Source organism: Agromyces sp. GXQ0307, assembly GCF_044769845.1.
Lineage (GTDB): Bacteria > Actinomycetota > Actinomycetes > Actinomycetales > Microbacteriaceae > Agromyces.
In genome coordinates this window covers 913,550-933,883 of record NZ_JBIZVY010000003.1, presented here as the reverse complement: position 1 = coordinate 933,883, position 20,334 = coordinate 913,550, and the positions used below count along the sequence as shown (strand labels likewise).

The window sequence follows — 20,334 nt, the reverse complement described above, 5'->3', positions numbered from 1 at the left end:
GAACCCGGAAGCTAAGACTCGCAGCGCCGATGGTACTGCAGGGGCGACCCTGTGGGAGAGTAGGACACCGCCGGACAACCATTCCAGAAGAGCCGCCCAACCGGGCGGCTCTTCTGCATTTAAGGCGACATGCGGACGACCCGGTGCCTACGCTGGATCGATGGCGAATCGACTTGCCGACTCCCTGAGCCCGTACCTTCGTGCCCACGCCGACAATCCCGTCGACTGGTATCCGTGGGGGGAGGACGCCTTCGCGGAGGCGCTGCGCCGCGACGTCCCGCTCATCGTCTCGATCGGGTACGCCACCTGCCACTGGTGCCACGTCATGGCGCGCGAGAGCTTCAGCGACCCCGCCATCGCGGAGATCCTCAGCCGGGGCTTCGTCGCCGTCAAGGTCGACCGCGAGGAGCACCCGGAGGTCGACGCGAGCTACCTTGCCGCGGCATCCGCGTTCACCAGGCAGCTGGGCTGGCCGCTCACCGTCTTCGCGCGACCCGATGGGCGGGCGTTCTACGCCGGCACCTACTTCCCGCCCCGCGCCCAGCAGGGCATCCCGGCCTTCCGGGAGGTGCTCCAGGCCGTCGGCGAGGCATGGAACGAACGTCGCGACGATCTCGACCGCACCGCGGATGCCGTCGGTGAGGCGATCGCCGCCGCATCCGTCGCCCGGACCGACGCCGACCTACCGGATCGTGCGGCGATGGACGAGGCGATCGGCCGGCTCGCCGCCGACGAGGACGCGCTGCACGGCGGATTCGGCGCGGCGCCGAAGTTCCCGGTCGCGCCCGTGCTCGGCTTCCTGGCCGTGGCCGGTGCGGACGCACGCGAACTCGCGACCCGTACGTTGCGGAAGATGGGGGCATCGCCGCTCCGCGATCCGGTCGAAGGCGGGTTCTTCCGGTACGCGACGCGCGCCGACTGGAGCGATCCGCACTACGAGCGCATGCTCACCGACAACTCGCTGCTCCTCGAGGTCGCCGCCGAGCTCGCGACGGGCGACGGTCCGCCACCGTTCCTCGATGCACTCGCGGCAGGCGTCGCGTCCTTCCTCACCGAGCGGATGGAACTGCCCGAGGGTGGCTTCGCTGCGGCGCAGGACTCCGAGAGCACCATCGACGGCCGCCGCGACGAGGGCGGCTACTACCGACGGGACGCGGTCGGGCGAGCCGGCCTCGAGCCGCCCGCGCTCGATGCGAAGCTCCTGACCGGCTGGAACGGGCTCGCCATCGGGGCCCTCGCGCGAGCGGGACAGGTGTTCGGTGACGATCGGGCGATCACGTCCGCGCGTCGGGCGGCCGATCGGCTGATCGCCGAGCACGTTCGTCCCGACGGAACGCTCGTGCGTGCCTCGCTCGACGGGCGGGCATCGAGCGCGCCCGCGACGCTCGAGGACACCGGCATGTTCGCCGGCGGGCTCGTGCGGCTGGCGGCGGCGACCGGGGAGGCCCGCTACGCGGTGGTGGCGCGCCTCCTCATCGACGCAGCGGCCGACGCGGCGATGGCACGCGAGACCGAAGCGGAGCACGGTGCGGCCATGGTGGACCGCGAGGCTGAGCCGGAGACGCGCCGAGTCGCTCTGCCGTTCGCGGCGCCGGGCGGGGGCGATCCGGTCCTTGCCGCGCGGGGACTGGGATTCGCCGACGATCCCGCCGAAGGCGCGGTCCCGTCGGGGCTCACGGCGTGCGCCGATGCGGCGTGGCGCCTCGCCGCCCTCGGCGCCGGCGAGCGCTACCGCGAGCTCGCCGAGACGTCTTCGCGCGTGGTCGCCGGCATCGCACCGACCCGCCCGATCGCGTTCGGCGGGGCGCTCGGCGTCATGGCGCGGCTCGACGCACCGCTCGTCCAACTCGTCCTCGTGCTCCCCGACGGCGACGACGCCGACGGCGACCGGCAGGAGCTCATCGAGGTGGCGCGCCGGCAGGAGGCATCCGTCACCGTCGTCGTGACCGAGTCGCAGGCGGCGGCATTCGCCGACGCAGGGTTCGAGCTGTTCGACGGCAGACTCGCGCGGAACGGCCGCGCGGCGGCCTACCGATGCCGGTCGTTCGTGTGCGCGCTGCCCGTGGAGACCGCCGCCGAGCTGCGGCAGCTCGCCGTCGGTTGACGCGCACGGGGCGACCTACGATGGACGCATGGCCGCCACCGCATCCGTTCCGCGCGTGACGGCGATCCTGGCCGGTGCACTCGACGTCATGCTCGTGGTCCTCTTCGCGGGCATCGGTCGTGCGAGCCACGGCGAGGTCGTCGATGCCGGCGGTGTCTGGGAGACCGCGTGGCCGTTCCTCGTCGGCCTTGCGGTCGGATGGCTCCTGGTGCGCGGGTGGCGCAGACCGCTGGCCGTCCGGCCGACCGGGGTCGCGGCGTGGGTGGCTGCCGTGGCCGTCGGCATGTTGCTCCGCCTGGCGACCGGGGGCGGCGCGGCACTCGCCTTCGTGGTCGTCGCGACGGCGACGCTCGGGCTGTTCCTGCTGGGCTGGCGCGCCATCGCCGTGCTGATCCGTCGCGCGCGACGCGCGCGATCGACGGCCCGGAACGACGGGGCGGTCGAATCGTGAACCCCATCGCTTGGCTCTTCGACGCGCAACTGGTGATCGGCGACCAGGTCATCCTCTGGCGTGAGATCGTCGGGAACGCGTTCGGCCTCGCGTCGGCACTCGGCGGGCTCCGCCGCAAGGTGTGGGCGTGGCCGGTCGGCATCATCGGCAACGCGCTGCTGTTCACGGTCTTCCTCGGTGCCGTGTTCGGCACGCCGAACCCGGTGAACCTCCTCGGGCAGGCGGCCCGGCAGGTCATGTTCATCATCGTGTCGATCTACGGCTGGATCCAGTGGTCGCGCAATCGCCACGGCGACGCGGCGGCGCCCGCGGTCACGCCACGCTGGGCGACTCGGCGCGAGCGTGTGCTCCTCGTCGTTCTCCTCATCGGTGGAACGCTCGCGCTGACCCCGATCTTCCGGGCGCTCGGCTCGTTCGAGCCTGTCTGGGCCGACGCGTGGATCTTCGTCGGCTCCCTGCTCGCGACGTGGGGCATGGCGCGCGGCTGGACCGAGTTCTGGCTCATCTGGGTCGCGGTCGACATCGTCGGCGTACCCCTGCTCGTGAGCGCGGGCTACTACGCCTCCGCCCTGCTGTACCTGTTCTACGGCGTCTTCACCCTCATCGGCTTCGTGACGTGGATGCGGGTGCAGCGACGAGCGGAGGCTGCGAACGAGCCGGCCGCGACCTGACGTGCCCGCGAGAGCCCCTGATGGGCCCATGGCCGGTCACCAGGCGGTCGGGACCCGGCCGAGCAGGCTCCACACGGCCGTGCTGAGCTCGGGGTGATCGAGCGCGATGTCGCGGAGGATCTCGAACTCGAACCGCTCCGCGGCGCCGCGGCGCGCGGTCGGATGGTACGCCCTCGCGCGAGCGGGGCTCCAGCGCTCCGAGTGCAGGCGCTCCTCTCGGAGCGTCGCGACGACCTGCTCGTCGACCGACGGCAGTTCGGGCAGGAAGGCCCACGGGTCTTCCCCGAGGCGGCACCGCAGTTCGATGAGTGCGGAGAGCTCGTCTCGCGCATCCTGTCGCAGGCGCTCGAGCGTGGTCGGTTCCGCCATGTGCGACCTCCCCTCGCTCGTCCGATGGTAACCGACGGTACTCGGCGCGTGTGTCGTCCGGGTTACGCACGGCGGCGGAGCGTGGACGTCCGATGACGAGCGGGTGTCGAACGGGCGACCGTGCGGGCGGCACGGCGGCGGTCCGACTGGTTGAATACCACCGTGAGCACACCCGCCGAGTCCGAGGACCTGCTCGATGTCGAGTCGATCAACGCGCTCGCGGCCGACCTCGGCGCCGCCGGGTACGCCGTCGCGGGCATCGAGGCGATGTGGGAGCGCGCCGCCGCCGCGACATCCACCCACCCGGGTGCCGCCCTCCGGCGCGGGCACCGCGTTCCCGCCCTGCATGCGCTCGCGAACGTGCAGCCCGACGAGCTCCCGCTCGCGACGCTCGTGCGATGCTTCGTGCTGGGCGTCCCCGTCGCATCCGCCGACCTCGCCGCGGCGTTGCCCGGCCTCGGCCTCGAGCGCGCGGAAGCGCTCGGCCTCGTGCGACTCGACGGCGACCGCGCGGTGCCGCGCATCGACCTGCGACCGTATGCCTTCACGGATGCCGCAGGCCCGGGCGAGTGGTGGATCGCGTCCGACCCGGGCGAACTGGCGACCGGGGGCGCGCTTCCCGAGGAGTACGTGCTCGGCGTCGGCGGCGCGTCGATGACGCTCAGCGGCCTCCTGCTGCAGCGGCCGAGCGCGACCTCCTTCGACCTCGGCACGGGCTGCGGCATCCAGGCGATGCACGCGTCACGGTTCAGCGAGCGCGTCATCGCCAGCGACATCTCGGAGCGGGCGTTGCACTTCGCCCGTCTGAACGCTCGACTCAACCGCCTCGACGGCATCGACTTCCGCCTCGGCAGCCTCTACGAGCCGCTCGGCGACGAGCGCGTGGATCGCCTCGTCTCGAATCCGCCGTTCGTGATCACCCCGCGTCGCGAGGGCGTCCCCGCGTACGAGTACCGTGACGGCGGCCTGGTCGGCGATGCGATCGTCGAGGCCGTCGTGCGCGGCGCGGTCGATCACCTGACGCCCGGCGGCATCGCACAATTGCTCGGCAACTGGGAGTACCGGCGCGAGGGCGACGAGCTCGCCGACGGGCTCGAACGCATCGCCGGCTGGGCCGCCGACGCCGGTCTCGAGTACTGGATCGTCGAGCGCGAGCGCCAGGACCCGAGTGAGTACGCCGAGACGTGGATCCGCGACGGCGGGACGAGACCGGGCACGCCGGAGTTCGAGTCGCTGCATGCTGCGTGGCTCGAGGACTTCGCCGACCGCGGGGTCGAGTCGGTGGGCTTCGGCTACGTGCTCCTCCGCCGTCCGGCCGGGGCAGGCGGGTCGACGCTCGCACGTGCCGAACGACTGCACGGACCGCTCGGCGACGCCGCCGGCGGACTCGCGGTGCACCTCGAGGCGTGCCTCGCGGCATCCGACCTCGTCGCGGCGCTCGACGACGACGCGTTCCGCAGCGTTCGGCTCGCGGTCGCCGGGGACGTGACCGAGGAACGCCACCACTGGCCGGGCGCCGAGCAGCCGACGGTGATCCTGCTCCGGCAGGGCGGCGGCTTCGGCCGGGTCGTCGACGCCGGCACCGGGCTCGCCGCGCTCGTGGGCGCGTCCGACGGCGAACTGCCGCTCGGCGTGCTCGTCGACGCGATCGCCGACCTGCTCGAGGTGGATCGCGCCGAACTCTGGGACGAACTCGCGCCGGCGACGCGAGAACTCGTCGCGGGCGGCATGCTGCGCCCGGTCGTCGACTGATCGACCTCGGAGGCGGCGCACGGCGAGATCCCCGACGACGGCGGTATCCTCGTGGCTGCCACCGAAAGCGAGCCCATGCCCGACTCCCCACTGTCCGATTCGCCCTACGAGGTGCTCGGCGTCTCCTCCGATGCGGATGCTGCGGCGCTGCGCCTCGCGTACCGTCGGGCGCTGCGGCACGCCCACCCCGACACGGGCGGCGATGCGGTGCGCTTCCATGCGGTCCAGCGCGCCTGGGAGCTCGTCGGCACGCCGGAGGCGCGCGCGGCGTTCGACCGCGGTTCGGGCGGCGGCATGGCCGAGCCCCAGCACGAGGCCTGGGCGCCCGCCGCGCCGCGACCTCGTCGGGACTCGCGGCCGATGGCGCGAGCCTACGGACATCCCGGTGGGTGGACGCGCGAACGCTACCTCGCCCTGATCCGCGAGTGGGCGGGCCGCGGCGTGACCCTGGACGACCCGTACGACCCGTCGCTCGTGCGCTCGGCGCCGCGCGACATCCGTCACGTGCTGGCCGACGCGCTCGCCGAGGAGGAGACCGCCCGCGCGCTCGCGACGCTCGGCATCGCCTACACGGTGTGGCACGACATCGCGACGGATGCCGCGGGGCCCGGCTTCCCGCCCAAGCTCGATCACCTCGTCCTCGGTCCGACCGGGCTCATCGCCATCCAATCGGAGGACTGGGGCGGCCCGGTCGCGTTCAAGCGCGGCGAGCTGGTCGGCGAGGCGCTCGCGGGTGAGCGGCCCATCCGGCTGCTCGCGGCGCGTGCGAAGGCAGTGACCCGGCCGGCGCGCGTGAAACCCACCGCACTGGTCGTGGTCGTGCCCGACGAGTACGCGCGCGTCCCGCTCGAGGTCGGCGGCTCGGTGCGCGGCGCGGCGGCCGTGCTCGTGCGTCGGTCGCGGCTCGCGAGCGCGATCCGCGAGGGCATCCCCGGCTCGCCCGTCCTCGGCGGAGCGGATGTCATGGAGATCCGCGCGAGGCTGCAGGCGACCATCCGCTTCGCCTGAGCGGCCGATCCGCCGGCGCGGCCGCGTCGGATGCGTGGGCCGGTCCGGGGCATCCGCTCGGGTTTGCCAAGATGGAGGGATGGGCACCCCTGACGTCGACGCGTACATCGAGGACTTCACCGCGTTCGTGACGGCATCGCCGTCGTCGTACCACGCGGCCGAGGAGGCCGCTCGGCGGCTCGCGGACGCCGGCTTCGAACGGCTCGACGAGCTCGACGCCTGGCCGAGCGGGCCGGGGCGTCGGGTGGTCGTGCGCGACGGCGCGGTGATCGCGTGGGTCCAGCCCGAGGGGGCGACCGCGACGACGCCGTTCCGCATCCTCGGCGCGCACACCGACTCGCCGTCGTTCAAGCTCAAGCCGAACCCGTCGAGTGCCGCCGCCGGGCTCTCCCAGGCGAACGTCGAGGTCTACGGCGGCCCGCTGCTCAACTCGTGGCTCGACCGGGAGCTGCGCCTCGCCGGCCGCCTCGCGACCCGCGACGGCGAGACCCACCTGGTCGCGACCGGTCCCCTCCTGCGGATCCCGCAGCTCGCGGTGCACCTCGACCGCGGGGTCAACAACGACGGACTCACGCTCGACAAGCAGCGTCACGTGCAACCGATCTGGGGGGTCGAGACGATGGGAGACCCCGCCGATGTCGTCGGGCACCTCGCCGGGATCGCCGGCATCGACGCCGAGGAGGTGGTCGGCCACGACGTGCATGTGGTCGACGCAGCGGAGCCCGGTCGGTTCGGCCGAGGCGACGTGTTCCTCGCCTCGGGACGGATGGACAACCTGACCTCGGTTCACGCGGGGCTCACCGCCATCCTCGACGCCCCCGCGGACGCGGGCCACATCAGCGTGCTCGCCGCGTTCGACCACGAGGAACTCGGCTCCGAGTCGCGTTCGGGCGCGAGCGGGCCGTTCCTCGAGGACGTGCTCGCCCGGATCGGCGCCGGCCTCGGCGCGGGCGTGGAGGACCGTCGTCGTGCGTTCGCCGCGTCATGGCATGTCTCGAGCGACGCCGGCCACGCCGTGCACCCGAACTACCCCGAGCGCCACGACCCCGTGAACCGTCCGGTGCTGGGCGGGGGACCGCTGCTGAAGCTCAACGCGAACCAGCGCTATGCGACGGATGCCGCGGGTGCAGCGCTCTGGGCCGCCGCGTGCCGTGCGGCCGGCGTGTCGACCCAGGAGTTCGTGTCGAACAACGCGATCCCCTGCGGCTCGACCATCGGACCGCTGACGGCGACCCGGCTCGGGATCCGCACCGTCGACGTCGGGCCGCCGCTGCTGTCGATGCACTCGGCCAGGGAACTCGCGCACGTCGATGACCTCGCCGCACTCGGCGCGGCGATCGGGGCGTTCTTCCGGGGCGCCTGAGGTCGGGCCCGGCGCGCGGTCGCTTCCGACCTGGCGGGATGTCGCGCACGGCAGGCCGGATTCGCACCCGCAACCCGGCGCATCCGGTGCGAGCATCGGAGCATGACGAACGCGACCGCTCCCGTGCCCGCCGCTGCCGCGCCATCCGTCGGCGGGCTCTTCGCCCACGTCGCCTCGCCGGACGAAGCCGTGCGGCACTTCCGCGCACGACTCGGCGTCGAGACCGACGTGTCCGACGTCGCGGCTGCGCTCGCGGCATCCGACCCCGGCTTCGTGCTCGTCGACACGCGGAGCGAGGCCGCGTGGGCGGCCGGTCGCATCCCCGGCGCCGTCCACCTGCCGGGCCGGCGGGTCGCGGAGGTCGCTCCGGAGCGGTTCGCGCCGGGCATGCCCGTCGTCGTCTACTGCTGGGGACCGGGCTGCAACGGCGCCACGCGCGCGGCGCTCGCCTTCGCGAGCCTCGGCCATCCGGTGAAGGAGATGCTCGGCGGCTTCGAGTACTGGGTGCGCGAGGGGTTCGAGGTCGATCGCGACGGCGGTCGCGAACGGCGGGCGGTCGACACGTTGACGAACGTCGAGACGGGCGCGCTGGTCGTCGAATGCGCCTGTTAGGGGGACACGGGCGCCGGAGGTCGCGGCGCGCAGGAGCGGGGTCGCAACCGTCGCGTCGGGCGCGCGAAGCGGCTCAGCGCAACGGGCCGCGGCGCTGTTCGAGCCACAGCGTGTGCTCGCGGAGTCCGTTGCGCACCGCCGCCTTGATGATCAGGTAGCCGATCCAGAGGCTCAGCGCGATGAACGCCAGGTAGATGAGCGAGCCGATGATGAGGGCGGCGGCGGACATGCCGCCGAGCAGGCCGGGGTCGATGTTCGGGTCCACCCGGCTACCTTCCCAGAATCGCGGGTCGCGCCGGAAGCGACCCATCCGGGGGACACGGCCAGTTCAGCACTCGATGACGTTCACCGCGAGGCCGCCCTCGCTCGTCTCCTTGTACTTCGACATCATGTCGATGCCGGTCTGGCGCATCGTCTCGATCACGGTGTCGAGCGAGACGACGTGCGTGCCGTCGCCGTGCAGTGCGAGGCGAGCGGCCGACACCGCGGTCGAGGCCGCGATCGCGTTGCGCTCGATGCACGGCACCTGGACGAGCCCGGCGACCGGGTCGCACGTGAGCCCGAGGTGGTGCTCCATCGCGATCTCCGCGGCGTTCTCGATCTGCGCCGGCGTGCCGCCGAGCACGGCGCACAGCCCGCCCGCGGCCATCGCGCAGGCGGAGCCGACCTCGGCCTGGCATCCGCCCTCTGCGCCTGAGATCGATGCGTTCTTCTTGACCAGGCTCGCGATCGCCGACGCGGTGAGCAGGTACCGGCGGATGCCCTCGCGGTCTGCGCCCGGCACGTACTTCAGGTAGTAATGGCCGACGGCGGGGATGATGCCGGCCGCGCCGTTCGTCGGTGCGGTCACGACGCGGCCGCCCGACGCGTTCTCCTCGTTGACGGCGAGCGCGAACGCGTGCAGCCACTCGGTCGACGTATCGCGAACGTGCTCGTCGCGGTCGTACTCCTCCAGGCGGCGGCGTACCTCGGGGGCGCGCCGCTTCACGCGGAGGCCCCCGGGCAGCGTGCCCTCGGTCGCCAGGCCGTGGGCGACGCACTCGGCCATCGCGTCCCAGATCGCGTCGAGACCCGCGACGATGCCCTCCTCGCCGTGCACCGCGACCTCGTTGCGCCACGAGATGTCGCAGAGGCTGACGCCGTGCTGCTCGCAGAGGGCGAGCAGCTCGGCCGCGCTCGAGTAGGGGAGCGGATGCCGCAGGGCCTCGGCCTGCTCGGGCGCGTCGCCGTCGCGACGGATGAACCCGCCGCCGACCGAGTAGTACGTCTCCTCGGCGAGCGGCAGCGCGTCGTCGTCGCCCCACGCCTGCAGGGTGAGCGCGTTCGGATGGCCGGGCAGGCGCGTGCGCGGCTCCAGCGACACGTCGGCCTGCGACATCCGGACCGGGTGGCGACCGGCGAGGAGGACCTCGTCGCCGTCGCCGAGCCTTGTCCACGCACTGCGGACGTCGTCGGGGTCGCAGTCGTGCGGGGCGAGGCCGCCGAGGCCCGCGATCACGGCATCGGGCGTGCCGTGCCCGAGCCCGGTCGCGCCGAGCGAGCCGTAGAGCGAGCAGGTGACGCGCCGCACGCGGTCGAGGCGCCCGTCGTCGGCGAGCCCGTCGACGAAGATCCGTGCGGCCCGCATGGGTCCGACCGTGTGCGAACTCGAGGGGCCGACGCCGATCGAGAACAGGTCGAGGGCTGAGACGAACGCTGTCACCCCTCAAGGCTACGTCGCAGCACGCGCAGGGATTCGCCGTCGCTTCGAAGGATCGTGCGCGTGATCGGTTCCCATCCGGCGGAATGCACCGCGACGGCCCCGAACGTCGCTTTTAACGCTGAGAATGCAAAAGATGTGTGGGACGCGGACAAGTATCGACGAATGGCATTGACAACCCCCGATTGCGGCAATAGTGTCGGACACGCGATATGTCGCCTGCCGCAACATATTCGGCGGTGCGGCGGCACCCGAACGGTCCACTCGAAGGGGAGAACGACCCATGAAGCAACCTGCCAAGCTCGCCGTCACGGGGCTCTGCGCCGCCGGCCTCACACTCACGCTCGGCATCGCCGCGGCGCCCGCGCACGCCGACGACGACTACCAGGTCCTGGTCGTCGGTGAAACGCTGGGGTTCCGCCACTCGCACATCGACGACACCACGAACGCGATCATCGCCCTCGGCGCCGAGCACGGCTTCGAGGTCGACGTCTGGGATCCGCCCCAGGGAAGCTCGCCCGGCCAGCCGGCGCTGACCCTCCCGAGCTCGCCGTTCACGACCGCCGATGACCTGTCGAAGTACGCGACGATCATCTTCGCCTCGCCGGTCGACGCGACGAACAACCTCGACCCCAACCGCCCGCGCCTGCTGAACGACACCGAGCTCGCGGCCTTCCAGGGATACATCAGGGCCGGCGGCGGCTACGTCGGCCTGCACGCCGCGACGGACTCCATGCACACGGTGCCCTGGTACAGCGAGCTCACGGGCGGCGGAGCCCGCTTCCGGAACCACCCGGCGCAGCAGACGGCGACCATGCGGGTCGAGAGCCCGACGCATCCGTCGACGGAGATGCTGCCCACCGAGTGGGTCCGGTTCGACGAGTGGTACAACTTCACGACGAACCCGCGCGATGACGTGCACGTGCTCATCACGCTCGACGAGTCGACGTACAACCCGGGCAGCGGCCGCATGGGCGAGGACCACCCGATCGCGTGGTGCCACAACTTCGAGGGCGGCCGCTCCTGGTACGAGGGCGCCGGGCACGTGGACGCCGCCTGGTCGGACCCGATCTTCCTCAGCCACATCCTCGGGGGCATCGAATGGACCGCCGGGGTCGTCGAGGGCGGCGGCGACTGCGTCACCTTCACCGAGGTCGGCGGCGTGCTCGACGGGCTCGCCGACGGTTCGAAGCGCACCGAGATGCTGGGCAGCGGAGTCGGCGACTACCTCGCCGAGGCCCAGCTGGCTGCCGACGCCGGCGACCACGCGACGGCCGTCGCCATCCTCCGCCAGGCCGAGGGCAAGGCCCACGGGCTGCAGGACGAGGTGCTCGTCGCGAAGATCGGCGACCTGATCGAGTGGCAGGAGGGACTCGCGTCCTGACGGCAGATTCGCGGATCCGGGGCGGCCGGGGATCGTACGGTCCCCGGCCGCGCTCGTTCCCGGACACCTGCGCCACGGCGCTCGGTGAGAGCACAGGTGGCGCCGCCTAAGCTGGTTCGGATGCCCACGACCGACGCCATTCCGACCTTCCGCACGCCCGGCTCGACCGCCGACGGCGTGGTGCTGCGACGCATGCGTGACGACGAGGCTCCGCGCGTCGGCCGGCTCGTCCGCGACGCGTACGCCGGCGACTACGAGCTCACCGAGGCGTACCTCGACGAGATCGAGGCCGTGGGTGATCGAGCGCGCGAGCACGAGGTCTGGGTCGCGGCGGATGCCTCGAGCGGCGAGCCGCTCGGCACCGTGACCGTGCCGCGGCCGGGTCGGCGCATGTCGGCCGTCGCGCGGTACGAGGACGAGCTCGACTTCCGGTTCCTCGGCGTCGCTGCGGCCGCGCGCGGGCGCGGCGTCGGAGAGGCCATGGTGCGGCACATCCTCGCCCTCGCCGCGAGTCGCGGAATCCGTCGGGTCGTGCTGAACACGGGCGAGCAGATGGGCTCTGCCCGCCGCCTCTACGAGCGCATGGGCTTCGCGCGGCTCGAGGACCGCGAGTTCACGTTCGAGCGGCCGGACGGCACGCCGGTGCACATCCTCGCCTACGGGCTGGACGTGCCGGGCGCGAGCGGCGGCGCGGGGGTCGCGACGGCGCCTGCCGCCTGAAGGCGCACCGGTCCGACCCGGCCGCGCTCCTGACGGTGGGGCGGCGTAGCCTCGAGGCGTGGCCACCCTCGACGACCTCCGGCGCATCGCCGTCGAGCTGCCCGGCAGCGAGGAGCGCGCGACGACGGGCGGCGCCGCGTGGTTCGTCCGCCGGAAGCTGTACGCGTGGGAGTGTCATCCGTGGCCCAGCATCCCGGCCGACATGCGCGAGATCATCGCGGCCGAACCGGTGGTCGGGGTGAAGGTCGCCGATCCCGTCGATGCCCTCGCGCTCGTCCAGATGGCACCCGACGTGTTCCTCCGCACCACCACGAGCTGGGGCGAGCCCAAGGTCGCATTCCGCATGGCCGGAATCGACCGCGACCATCTCGCCGAGCTCGTCACCGAGGCCTGGCGCGTCCAGGCGCCGAGGTACCTGCGCGCCGAATTCGACGGCGGCGGCGACGCGGGTGCGAGCCCGCCGCCCAACGGCCTCAGCGACCGCCGCGACGGCTCGTGATCTGGCCGGTGTCGAAGCCCAGCAGGTGCAGGCCGCCGTGGAAGCGGGCGTGCTCGACCTTGACGCAGCGGTCCATGACGACCGTGAGGCCCTGCTCCTCGCCGTAGTACGCCGCCTGCTCGTTCCAGATGCCGAGCTGCACCCAGATCGTCTTCGCGCCCGCCGCGACGACCTCGTCGACGACCGACGGGATGTCGCTGCCGCGCCGGAACACCACGACGATGTCCGGAACCTCGGGCAGGTCCGTCAGGCTCGCGTAGGCCGGCTGTCCGAGGATCTCGGTCTCGTTCGGGTTCACGAAGTAGACGCGGTAGTCGCTCGACTGCTGCAGGTAGGTGCCCACGAAGTAGCTCGAGCGCTGCGGTTTGGGCGAGGCACCGACGATCGCGACCGACGTCGCGGCGTTCAGGATGCGGAGGCGCGCCCTAGCGTCGGGCCCGATCCACGTGCGCTGCGACTTCAGCAGCTTCGCCAGCGGGGAGCTCGCGGGGAGCTCGCACGAGAGGCCGTTGACGAGGCGCACGGTCTCGACGTCGGATGCCGCGGCATCCGACTCGGTCACGACACCGCCGGGCGCGGCCCCGGCAGCCTCGGTCTCGCTCGCGATGCTCATCGGACGCCTCCCACGGCGGTCAGGACGCGGTCGCGCGTCGCGGCGGTCAGGGCCTGGTCGAGGTCGGCGATGATGTCCTCGACGTCCTCGATGCCGACCGAGAGGCGCACGACGCCGGGCAGCACGCCCGCGTCGACGAGCTGCCGGTCGGTGAGCTGGGCGTGCGTGGTCGACGCGGGATGAATGATCAGCGTCTTCGCGTCGCCGATGTTGGCGAGGTGGCTCGCGAGGTTCACCGACTCGATGAGCTTCTGGCCGACCTCGCGGCCGCCCTTCACCTCGAAGCTGAACACCGAGCCCGGCCCCTTCGGCAGGTACTTCGCGGCGCGCTCGAAATGCGGGTGGTCGGGCAGGCCGGCCCAGAACACGCGCTCGATGCGGGGGTCGGCGTCGAGCCACTCGGCCGCCTGACGGGCGTTGTCGATGTGCGCCTGGATGCGGTACGGCAGGGTCTCGACGCCCTGGGCGAGGAGGAACGCCGAGTGCGGCGCGAGCGCCGGCCCGATGTCGCGCAGCTGCTCGGCGCGCAGGCGCGTGAGGAATGCGTACTCGCCGAAGTTGCCCGACCACTGCAGCCCGCCGTAGCTCGGCACGGGCTCGCCGAACAGCGGGAACTTCTCGGAGTGCCAGTCGAACCGGCCCGACTCGACGACCACGCCGCCGAGGGTCGTGCCGTGCCCGCCGAGGAACTTCGTCGCCGAGTGCGTCACGAGATCGGCACCCCATTCGATCGGGCGGTTGAGGTACGGCGTCGCGATCGTGGAGTCGACGATGAGCGGGATGCCGTGCGCGTGCGCGACATCGGCGAGACCCTCGAGGTCGGCGATCTCGCCCGACGGGTTCGCGATCGTCTCGACGAAGATCGCCTTCGTGCGCTCGGTGATCGCGGGCGCGTAGTCGGCCGGGTCGGACGAGCGGATGAACGTCGTCTCGATGCCGAAACGGCGGAGCGTGACATCCAGCTGGGTGATCGAACCGCCGTACAGGTTGGCGGACGCGACGATGTGGTCGCCCGTGCCCGCGAGGCTCGCGAAGGTGATGTACTGCGCCGACAGGCCGCTCGCCGTTGCGACCGCGCCGAGCCCGCCCTCGAGGCTCGCCACGCGCTCCTCGAACGCCGCGACCGTCGGGTTCGCCAGGCGCGAGTAGATGTTGCCGTACTTCTGCAGCGCGAAGCGCGCAGCGGCATCCGCCGTGTCGTCGAAGACGAACGCGCTCGACTGGTAGATCGGGAGCGCGCGGGCGCCCGCCTCGGCGTCGGGGATGTTGCCCGCGTGGATGGCGCGGGTCTTGAAGCCGTATTCGCGGTCTGCCATGGGGACACGGTAGTCCGGTGGGCCGTGGCATCCGCTCGTCGCCGTAACGCGAGGCAACGGATGCCGCGGCCGAGCCGAGCTAGGCGCCGAGCACGTCGTCGGTCGCGACGACCCGGGCGAATCCGCCGCCGTCGAGGTTCACGGCGGTCGCCCGCGCGAGCTCGGCCGCGGTGAGGCGGATGCCGCCGGGCCCGGCCATCTCGAAGGTGTGCGTCGCATCGATCGGGAGGACCACGTCGTAGCCGAGGTTGCCCGCCATGCGGGCCGTCGTCTCCACGCACTGGTTCGTCTGGATGCCGCAGACCACGAGCCGGCGGATGCCGCGCTCGCCGAGCCAGGCGTGCAGGTCGGGTTCGCCGTAGAAGGCCGAGTTGACGTGCTTGGTCACGAACAGGTCGTGCGGGGCGTCGGCGACGACGGGCTTCAGGGCGTTCCCCGACGTGCCCGCCGCGAGTGGGGAGCCGGGCTCGCGCGAGTCGTGGCGGACGAGCACGATCGGCCGCTCGGCATCCGCCCATGCCCGGACGAGGCGTCCGATGTTCGCCTCGGCATCGGGGTTGTCGCGCGCGCCCCAGTAGTCGAGGTCGTCGAAGCCCTGCTGCACGTCGATCACGATGAGGGCGGTGAGGTCGTCGAGGTCCATGGCTCCATGGTGACGCGGCGGCGGCGCTTCGGCGTCGCCGGCGGCTGCCAATCCTGCGCGAGCGGCTGCCATCGACGCGCGGTAGCGTGTGCCCGTGATCCTCGAGCACGCGATCCTCCCCGTCGTCCCCGGCCGAGAGGCCGCCTTCGAAGCGGCGTTCGCCGAGGCGAGGCCGATCATCTCGTCCATGCCGGGCTTCGTCGACCTCGCACTGTCGCGGTCGGTGGAGACGCCGAACGAGTACCTGCTACTCGTGCGCTGGGAGCGCCTCGAGGACCACGACCCGGGCTTCCGCGGCTCGCCCGGGTACGCGCGCTGGCGCGAGCTGCTGCACGGGTTCTACGACCCCTTCCCGGTCGTCGAGCATTTCCGCGAGGTGGCTTCGATCGGGATGTCGTCAGGATCGGCGGGTGTCGGGGATCGCGCACCCGCCGATCCTGACGACAACCGTCCGGCCCCTGTGACGGCGGCATCGCGATGAGCGGCGTCACGCACGTCGAGACCGTCGTCGTCGGCGGCGGCGCGATGGGCGCCGCGACCGCGTGGCAGCTCGCGCGCCGCGGCCGTGAGGTCGTGCTCCTCGAGCGGTACGAGCCCGGGCACCGCAACGGCGCCTCGCACGGCGCCTCTCGGAACTTCAACGTCGGCTACGCCGACCCCGCCTACGTCGCGATGCTCGTGGAGGCGATGCCGCTCTGGCGCGAGCTCGAGGCTGAGTCGGGAACACCGCTCCTCGAGCTCGTCGGGGTCGCGAACCACGGACCGGCCGCCCACTTCGACGCCGTCCACGCCGCCCTCGCCGCGGTCGGCATCCCGGCCGAGTTCCTGCCCGTCGAGGAGGCATCGCGCCGCTGGCCCGGCATCCGCTTCGACACGAGGGTGCTGTTCAACGAGCGGGCGGGTCGGGTGAACGCGGATGCCACGATCGCGGCGCTGCACGCGACGGCGGCCGGGGCCGGAGCCGACGTGCGGCACCGCACCCGGGCGACGCGGATCGAGCCGCTCGGCGAGGATGGCGTGCGCGTGGCATCCGTCACCGACGAGGGCGTCGAGGAGACGTTCGAGGCCCGGACGGCAGTCGTGACGCTCGGCGCCTGGACGACGAAGCTCGTCGGCGGGCTCGCGCTGCCGCCGCTCGTCGTCACCCAGGAGGGGCCCGCGCACTTCGCGGTGCGCGACGCGGCGATGCCGTGGCCGAGCTACAACCACTTCCCGGGCTCGGCCGCCGAGGGCTACGGCTACTGGCGCTCGCCCGTCTACGGCATGCTGACGCCGGGTGAGGGCGTCAAGGCCGGATGGCACGGGGTCGGCCCCGTCGTCGACCCCGACGCGCGCGACTTCCGGCCCGTGCCCGACCAGCTCGCCGACCTGCAGCGCTACGCGCGCGACTGGCTGCCCGGGGTCGATGCCGACGCGGTGACGCCGATCAGCTGCACCTACACGACCACGCCCGACGAGCACTTCGTGCTCGACCGGATCGGGCCGATCGTCGTCGGCGCCGGATTCTCGGGGCACGGGTTCAAGTTCACCCCGGTCGTCGGGCGGATCCTCGCCGACCTCGCCGACGGCTCGGGGCCGGCGCCGGCGCGGTTCGCCGCCGATCGCGCGATCGCGGCGGGCGGATCGCCGACCGGCCTCGCGGGCCGCTGAAGAGGCTGCACAGGGCCTGATCAGGCCCGGTTGCTAGCCTGAGGGCAGGTCGCCCGACGGCGGCCCCGGACGAGGGAACCCAGTACCCGGAACGCGACAAGACTGGCCGAAGGAGTGTCGTCATGTCGTGGATCGTCCTCATCGTCTCCGGTGTGCTCGAGGCCGTCTGGGCAACCGCCCTCGGCAAGTCCGAGGGCTTCACGAAGCTCTGGCCGTCGATCGTGTTCGGGGTTGCGCTCGTGCTCTCCATGGGCGGGCTCGCCTGGGCGATGCGCGGCATCCCCGTCGGGACGGCGTACGCGGTCTGGGTCGGCATCGGCGCGGCCCTCACGGTGATCTGGGCGATGGTCACCGGTGAGACGGATGTCTCGTGGGCGCGCCTCGCGCTCATCGCGGGTCTCGTCGGCTGCGTCGTGGGCCTGAAGCTCGTCGGCGGCGCCGACCACTAGTCGAAGGGCGACGGCGCGCCGCGCCGCGCTCCGCCGCGGTCCCGCCGAGCGTCCTGTCCGGCGACCGGCGCCGCGTCGCGCCGCACGCGCGCTGCGTCGAGAGGATGCCATCCGCACCGTTGCGGGCGCTGAGCGGTGCGGATGGCATCCACTCGATGCTCGGTCGGGGAGCGCGCGGTCGCGACCGCCCGGGCCGAGGCCGCGCCGCGAGCCCGCGACATCCGTTCTGTAAAGAATGCTTGACATCATGTCGAGAAAGGTTGACACTGACCATGTCAAACATTCTTCACATCGGAGGAAGCGCATGTCGTACGAGGAGAAGGGCACGTGGTCGTTCCTCGTGGTCGCGATCGTGACCTACGGGGTCTACCTCTGGCTCGTGCTGTCCCAGCTCGCCGCGGGCACACCCGTCGATCAGGCCGACTACGCGATCCCCATGCTCTGGACCATCGGCGGCGCGATCGTGCTCGGCATCGTCGGCCGCATCCTGATCGAGATCATCACGCCGAGCGAGAGCCGCCGCGCCGACGTGCGCGACAAGCAGATCGACCGCGCCGGCGAGCAGGTGGGCAACTCGCTCGTCGTGATCGCGAGCATCGGCGCGCTGGTCCTCGCGATGCTCCAGGTGCACTGGTTCTGGATCGCGAACGCGATCTACCTCGGCTTCGTGCTGTCCGCCGTGCTCGCGAGCCTCGCGAAGCTCGCCATGTACCGCCGGGGGGTGCCCGCATGGTGAAGCCGACCCGGGTCACGAACGACATCCGATCGCTGCGCTTCCGCCACGGCGAGATGACGCAGGCCGAACTCGCCGACCGGCTCGGCGTCACCCGTCAGACCGTCATCGCCATCGAGCAGGGGCGCTACTCGCCCTCCCTCGAGATGGCCTTTCAGATCGCCCGGGTGTTCGGGGTGCCGCTCGACGACGTCTTCCAGTACCCCCACGAGGAGGTGTCGGCGTCATGAGGGCGCTCATCCAGAACGGCTACGGCGGCCCCGAGGTGCTGGCCGTCGGCGACGTCCCCGAGCCCGGCCCGCCCGGCCGCGGTCGAGTCGCGATCGCGGTGCACGCGGCGGGCGTCCACGCCGGCGACGTGTGGATCATGCGCGGCGAGCCGCTCGTCCTGCGCGCCGCGTTCGGCTGGAAGCGACCGAAGCGACCCGTCGGCCGCGACATCACCGGAGTCGTCAGCGCGGTCGGCGAGGGCGTCACGACCGTCGCGGTCGGCGACCGCGTGTTCGCGGAGTCCGACCAGGCCGGGTTCGCCGAGACCGCCGTCGTCGACGCGCGTTTCGTCCGGCGCGCGCCGGCAAACCTCGACGACGTGCACGCCGCCGTCATCCCGGTCTCCGGCACGACCGCGTTGCAGGCGCTCCGGCTCGCCGGCGTCCGACCCGGAGACCGGGTGCTCGTCATCGGCGCGTCGGGCGGCGTCGGCACGTACGCCGTGCAGCTCGCGGTCGCGATGGGCGCGACGGTCACGGGCGTCGCGAGCGGCGCCAAGGCCGACCACGTGCGCTCGGCCGGTGCGACCCGCGTGATCGACCACCGCACCCAGGATGTCGCGGAGGACGCTGCGAGGTACGACGTCGTGATCGACCTCGTCGCCGCGCAGTCGATCGGCGCCCTCACGCGGGTGCTCGCGCCGCTCGGCACGCTCGTGCTGTCGGCCGGCACCGGCTCGCGCACGCTCGGGCCGCTGCCGCGCATGGCGGCCGCGACGCTCCGGTCGCCGTTCACGCGGCGACGCCTCCGGTCGCTCGCGGCACGTCGGAGCGGGGACGACCTCGACACGCTCCGCGCGTACGCCGAGTCGGGGGAGCTGCGGCCCGTCGTCGACGAGGTGTTCCCGCTGGACCGCGCGGCCGAGGCGCTCGCGAGGCTCGCGTCGGGCAGTGTCCGGGGCAAGGTCGCGATCCGCATCCGCGGCGGCGACGACGAGACGGATGCCGCGGCTCGCGCGGCTGCGGATGCTGACGCCGGCGCGGCCCGTGGCGGCGCTGGCGCCCAGCCGGCCTGACCCCTCGGTCGGGCGGTGCTGCGGCGGTTCAGCCCAGCAGCACCGCCCCGTACGCGAGCGTGGCGACGAGCACCCACGACGCCAGCCCGGTGACGAGCGCCCGCCATCCGGTGTGCAGCAGGGCCGCCACCCGGATGGACGCGCCCAACGCGAACAGCGCCATCGCGAGCAGCGTCGTCTGCACGAGATCGGCCGCCTCGAGGACGGCCTCGGGCACGGGCAGGAACGTGCGCGCCACCACCGCGACGAGGAAGCCCACGATGAAGAGCGGCACGATCGCGGGGCGCGGGCCTGCGGCATCCGGCGAACGTCGTCGCTCGACGCCCGCGGCGATCGCGACCATCGGGGCGAGCAGCAGCACGCGCGTGAGCTTCACGACCACCGCGACGGCGAGCGCCGACGCGCCCGCGATCTGCGCGGTCGCGACGACCTGGCCGACGTCGTGCACACCCGCCCCGACCCAGTGGCCGAACTGCGTCGCCGAGAGGCCGAGCGGATGCCACAGCGCCGGCAGCACCGCGATCGCGAGCGTGCCGCACAGCGTCACGAGCGCGACCGGGCGGGCCTGCTCATCGTCTCGCGCCCGCACGCTGGCCGCCATCGCGCCGATCGCCGAGGCGCCGCAGATCGCGAAGCCGCTCGCGACGAGCAGCGGTTCGTGGCCGGGCAGGCGCATCGCCCGGCCGAGTGCGACCGTGCCGAAGAACGTGAGGACGACCACCGCCACCGTCGTGCCGATCGTGATCCAGCCGAGCCCGGCGATGTCGGCGAGGCTCAGCTTCAGGCCGAGGAGCACGATGCCGGCGCGGAGGAGCGTCCGCGCGGAGAAGCCGAGGCCCGGCTTCAGCACGCCGTCGAGGGCGGGGCGCAGCGGCGGGAGCTGCCCGGCGACGATACCCGCCGCGACGGCGACCGTGAGGAGCGGCACGACCGGGATCGCGAGGTGGACCAGCCAGGCGAACGCGGCGGCCGCCGCCGCCACGGCGAGGCCCGGCATCCGCTCGCCCCACCGG

General features: G+C 72.7%; 23 protein-coding genes, 1 rRNA gene and 1 riboswitch. Of the genes, 17 read left to right on the top strand and 7 right to left on the bottom strand.

The window, feature by feature from the left end:
- The 4 genes from rrf to pnuC form a co-directional block, all read left to right on the top strand.
- Positions 1-76 (top strand): 5S ribosomal RNA (gene rrf / locus ACIQH8_RS14405); the annotation flags it as partial.
- 84 nt (positions 77-160) lie between these two features.
- Positions 161-2,104, top strand: a complete 1,944-nt coding sequence (locus ACIQH8_RS14400) for a thioredoxin domain-containing protein (RefSeq protein WP_400999772.1) — start codon at positions 161-163, stop codon at positions 2,102-2,104.
- Between the two features lie 28 nt (positions 2,105-2,132).
- Positions 2,133-2,555, top strand: coding sequence for a DUF3054 domain-containing protein (locus ACIQH8_RS14395; RefSeq protein ID WP_400999770.1), 423 nt, complete (start codon positions 2,133-2,135; stop codon positions 2,553-2,555).
- Positions 2,552-3,226, top strand: coding sequence for a nicotinamide riboside transporter PnuC (pnuC, locus tag ACIQH8_RS14390; RefSeq protein WP_400999768.1), 675 nt, complete (start codon positions 2,552-2,554; stop codon positions 3,224-3,226). The genes ACIQH8_RS14395 and pnuC overlap by 4 nt, the downstream gene beginning before the upstream one ends.
- Before the next feature lie 36 nt (positions 3,227-3,262).
- On the opposite strand, the gene ACIQH8_RS14385 is transcribed toward pnuC, so the two are convergent.
- Complete coding sequence (locus tag ACIQH8_RS14385) at positions 3,263-3,595, bottom strand: hypothetical protein (protein WP_400999765.1); 333 nt, start codon at positions 3,593-3,595, stop codon at positions 3,263-3,265.
- A gap of 162 nt (positions 3,596-3,757) precedes the next feature.
- Between ACIQH8_RS14385 and ACIQH8_RS14380 the strand changes: the two genes are divergently transcribed.
- The 4 genes from ACIQH8_RS14380 (at position 3,758) to ACIQH8_RS14365 (ending at position 8,330) form a co-directional block, all read left to right on the top strand.
- Positions 3,758-5,347 (top strand): methyltransferase, encoded by a 1,590-nt coding sequence (locus ACIQH8_RS14380; RefSeq protein ID WP_400999763.1) that lies wholly within the window; start codon positions 3,758-3,760, stop codon positions 5,345-5,347.
- Between the two features lie 75 nt (positions 5,348-5,422).
- Positions 5,423-6,355: a DnaJ domain-containing protein gene (locus tag ACIQH8_RS14375; protein ID WP_400999761.1), complete on the top strand. Its 933-nt coding sequence runs from the start codon at positions 5,423-5,425 to the stop codon at positions 6,353-6,355.
- Positions 6,356-6,434: 79 nt separating this feature from the next.
- Positions 6,435-7,718 carry a M18 family aminopeptidase gene (locus ACIQH8_RS14370; protein WP_400999759.1) on the top strand — a complete coding sequence of 428 codons (1,284 nt, stop codon included), beginning with the start codon at positions 6,435-6,437 and terminating at the stop codon, positions 7,716-7,718.
- A gap of 102 nt (positions 7,719-7,820) precedes the next feature.
- Complete coding sequence (locus ACIQH8_RS14365) at positions 7,821-8,330, top strand: rhodanese-like domain-containing protein (RefSeq protein WP_400999757.1); 510 nt, start codon at positions 7,821-7,823, stop codon at positions 8,328-8,330.
- Between the two features lie 73 nt (positions 8,331-8,403).
- Here the strand turns inward: ACIQH8_RS14365 and ACIQH8_RS14360 are convergent, their stop codons facing one another.
- Positions 8,404-8,595: a hypothetical protein gene (locus ACIQH8_RS14360; protein ID WP_400999755.1), complete on the bottom strand. Its 192-nt coding sequence runs from the start codon at positions 8,593-8,595 to the stop codon at positions 8,404-8,406.
- Positions 8,596-8,658: 63 nt separating this feature from the next.
- On the bottom strand, positions 8,659-10,032 hold the full coding sequence (locus ACIQH8_RS14355; protein WP_400999753.1) for an L-serine ammonia-lyase: 1,374 nt from the start codon (positions 10,030-10,032) through the stop codon (positions 8,659-8,661).
- Between the two features lie 280 nt (positions 10,033-10,312).
- Here ACIQH8_RS14355 and ACIQH8_RS14350 point away from each other — a divergent pair, with 280 nt between their 5' ends.
- The 3 genes from ACIQH8_RS14350 to ACIQH8_RS14340 all read left to right on the top strand — a co-directional run bounded on the left by ACIQH8_RS14350 (position 10,313) and on the right by ACIQH8_RS14340 (position 12,632).
- Entirely contained in the window at positions 10,313-11,413 is a 1,101-nt protein-coding gene (locus tag ACIQH8_RS14350; protein WP_400999751.1) for a ThuA domain-containing protein, read from the top strand.
- A 120-nt stretch (positions 11,414-11,533) separates the two neighbouring features.
- On the top strand, positions 11,534-12,133 hold the full coding sequence (locus ACIQH8_RS14345) for a GNAT family N-acetyltransferase (RefSeq protein ID WP_400999749.1): 600 nt from the start codon (positions 11,534-11,536) through the stop codon (positions 12,131-12,133).
- A 58-nt stretch (positions 12,134-12,191) separates the two neighbouring features.
- The gene (locus ACIQH8_RS14340; protein ID WP_400999747.1) at positions 12,192-12,632 is read left to right on the top strand and encodes an MmcQ/YjbR family DNA-binding protein; all 441 of its coding nucleotides are present in this window, start codon (positions 12,192-12,194) and stop codon (positions 12,630-12,632) included.
- On the opposite strand, the gene ACIQH8_RS14335 is transcribed toward ACIQH8_RS14340, so the two are convergent.
- From ACIQH8_RS14335 to ACIQH8_RS14325, 3 genes are all read right to left on the bottom strand, one after another.
- On the bottom strand, positions 12,607-13,107 hold the full coding sequence (locus tag ACIQH8_RS14335; protein WP_400999857.1) for a CoA-binding protein: 501 nt from the start codon (positions 13,105-13,107) through the stop codon (positions 12,607-12,609). The two genes, ACIQH8_RS14340 and ACIQH8_RS14335, sit on opposite strands and share 26 nt — an antisense overlap.
- Positions 13,108-13,241: 134 nt before the next feature.
- Positions 13,242-14,561, bottom strand: a complete 1,320-nt coding sequence (locus ACIQH8_RS14330) for an O-acetylhomoserine aminocarboxypropyltransferase/cysteine synthase family protein (RefSeq protein WP_400999745.1) — start codon at positions 14,559-14,561, stop codon at positions 13,242-13,244.
- A 79-nt stretch (positions 14,562-14,640) separates the two neighbouring features.
- Positions 14,641-15,204: a cysteine hydrolase family protein gene (locus ACIQH8_RS14325; protein WP_400999743.1), complete on the bottom strand. Its 564-nt coding sequence runs from the start codon at positions 15,202-15,204 to the stop codon at positions 14,641-14,643.
- 94 nt (positions 15,205-15,298) lie between these two features.
- On the opposite strand from ACIQH8_RS14325, the gene ACIQH8_RS14320 reads away from it, so the two are divergent.
- The 6 genes from ACIQH8_RS14320 to ACIQH8_RS14295 all read left to right on the top strand — a co-directional run bounded on the left by ACIQH8_RS14320 (position 15,299) and on the right by ACIQH8_RS14295 (position 19,321).
- The gene (locus ACIQH8_RS14320; RefSeq protein WP_400999741.1) at positions 15,299-15,685 is read left to right on the top strand and encodes an antibiotic biosynthesis monooxygenase family protein; all 387 of its coding nucleotides are present in this window, start codon (positions 15,299-15,301) and stop codon (positions 15,683-15,685) included.
- Positions 15,682-16,854 (top strand): FAD-dependent oxidoreductase, encoded by a 1,173-nt coding sequence (locus tag ACIQH8_RS14315; RefSeq protein ID WP_400999739.1) that lies wholly within the window; start codon positions 15,682-15,684, stop codon positions 16,852-16,854. Before ACIQH8_RS14320 ends, ACIQH8_RS14315 begins: the two co-directional genes overlap by 4 nt.
- A 44-nt stretch (positions 16,855-16,898) precedes the next feature.
- A riboswitch (guanidine-III (ykkC-III) riboswitch) is annotated at positions 16,899-16,965 on the top strand.
- An 11-nt stretch (positions 16,966-16,976) separates the two neighbouring features.
- Entirely contained in the window at positions 16,977-17,303 is a 327-nt protein-coding gene (locus tag ACIQH8_RS14310) for a DMT family transporter (protein WP_400999737.1), read from the top strand.
- Between the two features lie 304 nt (positions 17,304-17,607).
- Positions 17,608-18,039 carry a hypothetical protein gene (locus ACIQH8_RS14305; RefSeq protein ID WP_400999735.1) on the top strand — a complete coding sequence of 144 codons (432 nt, stop codon included), beginning with the start codon at positions 17,608-17,610 and terminating at the stop codon, positions 18,037-18,039.
- Entirely contained in the window at positions 18,033-18,266 is a 234-nt protein-coding gene (locus tag ACIQH8_RS14300) for a helix-turn-helix transcriptional regulator (protein WP_400999733.1), read from the top strand. Before ACIQH8_RS14305 ends, ACIQH8_RS14300 begins: the two co-directional genes overlap by 7 nt.
- Positions 18,263-19,321: a zinc-binding alcohol dehydrogenase family protein gene (locus ACIQH8_RS14295; protein ID WP_400999731.1), complete on the top strand. Its 1,059-nt coding sequence runs from the start codon at positions 18,263-18,265 to the stop codon at positions 19,319-19,321. The genes ACIQH8_RS14300 and ACIQH8_RS14295 overlap by 4 nt, the downstream gene beginning before the upstream one ends.
- A gap of 28 nt (positions 19,322-19,349) precedes the next feature.
- On the opposite strand, the gene ACIQH8_RS14290 is transcribed toward ACIQH8_RS14295, so the two are convergent.
- A complete protein-coding gene (locus ACIQH8_RS14290) occupies positions 19,350-20,318 on the bottom strand; it encodes a YeiH family protein (RefSeq protein ID WP_400999855.1) in 969 nt (322 codons plus the stop codon).
- Positions 20,319-20,334: the final 16 nt, after the last annotated feature.

Excerpts from the sequence above, each read along its gene's own strand:
- ACIQH8_RS14400 (WP_400999772.1), top strand. The coding sequence starts at position 161 with ATGGCGAATCGACTTGCCGACTCCCTGAGCCCGTACCTTCGTGCCCAC.
- ACIQH8_RS14395 (WP_400999770.1), top strand. The coding sequence starts at position 2,133 with ATGGCCGCCACCGCATCCGTTCCGCGCGTGACGGCGATCCTGGCCGGT.
- ACIQH8_RS14385 (WP_400999765.1), bottom strand. The coding sequence starts at position 3,595 with ATGGCGGAACCGACCACGCTCGAGCGCCTGCGACAGGATGCGCGAGAC.
- ACIQH8_RS14375 (WP_400999761.1), top strand. The coding sequence starts at position 5,423 with ATGCCCGACTCCCCACTGTCCGATTCGCCCTACGAGGTGCTCGGCGTC.
- ACIQH8_RS14370 (WP_400999759.1), top strand. The coding sequence starts at position 6,435 with ATGGGCACCCCTGACGTCGACGCGTACATCGAGGACTTCACCGCGTTC.
- ACIQH8_RS14365 (WP_400999757.1), top strand. The coding sequence starts at position 7,821 with ATGACGAACGCGACCGCTCCCGTGCCCGCCGCTGCCGCGCCATCCGTC.
- ACIQH8_RS14350 (WP_400999751.1), top strand. The coding sequence starts at position 10,313 with ATGAAGCAACCTGCCAAGCTCGCCGTCACGGGGCTCTGCGCCGCCGGC.
- ACIQH8_RS14345 (WP_400999749.1), top strand. The coding sequence starts at position 11,534 with ATGCCCACGACCGACGCCATTCCGACCTTCCGCACGCCCGGCTCGACC.
- ACIQH8_RS14330 (WP_400999745.1), bottom strand. The coding sequence starts at position 14,561 with ATGGCAGACCGCGAATACGGCTTCAAGACCCGCGCCATCCACGCGGGC.
- ACIQH8_RS14325 (WP_400999743.1), bottom strand. The coding sequence starts at position 15,204 with ATGGACCTCGACGACCTCACCGCCCTCATCGTGATCGACGTGCAGCAG.
- ACIQH8_RS14315 (WP_400999739.1), top strand. The coding sequence starts at position 15,682 with ATGAGCGGCGTCACGCACGTCGAGACCGTCGTCGTCGGCGGCGGCGCG.
- ACIQH8_RS14310 (WP_400999737.1), top strand. The coding sequence starts at position 16,977 with ATGTCGTGGATCGTCCTCATCGTCTCCGGTGTGCTCGAGGCCGTCTGG.
- ACIQH8_RS14305 (WP_400999735.1), top strand. The coding sequence starts at position 17,608 with ATGTCGTACGAGGAGAAGGGCACGTGGTCGTTCCTCGTGGTCGCGATC.
- ACIQH8_RS14300 (WP_400999733.1), top strand. The coding sequence starts at position 18,033 with ATGGTGAAGCCGACCCGGGTCACGAACGACATCCGATCGCTGCGCTTC.
- ACIQH8_RS14295 (WP_400999731.1), top strand. The coding sequence starts at position 18,263 with ATGAGGGCGCTCATCCAGAACGGCTACGGCGGCCCCGAGGTGCTGGCC.
- ACIQH8_RS14290 (WP_400999855.1), bottom strand. The coding sequence starts at position 20,318 with ATGCCGGGCCTCGCCGTGGCGGCGGCGGCCGCCGCGTTCGCCTGGCTG.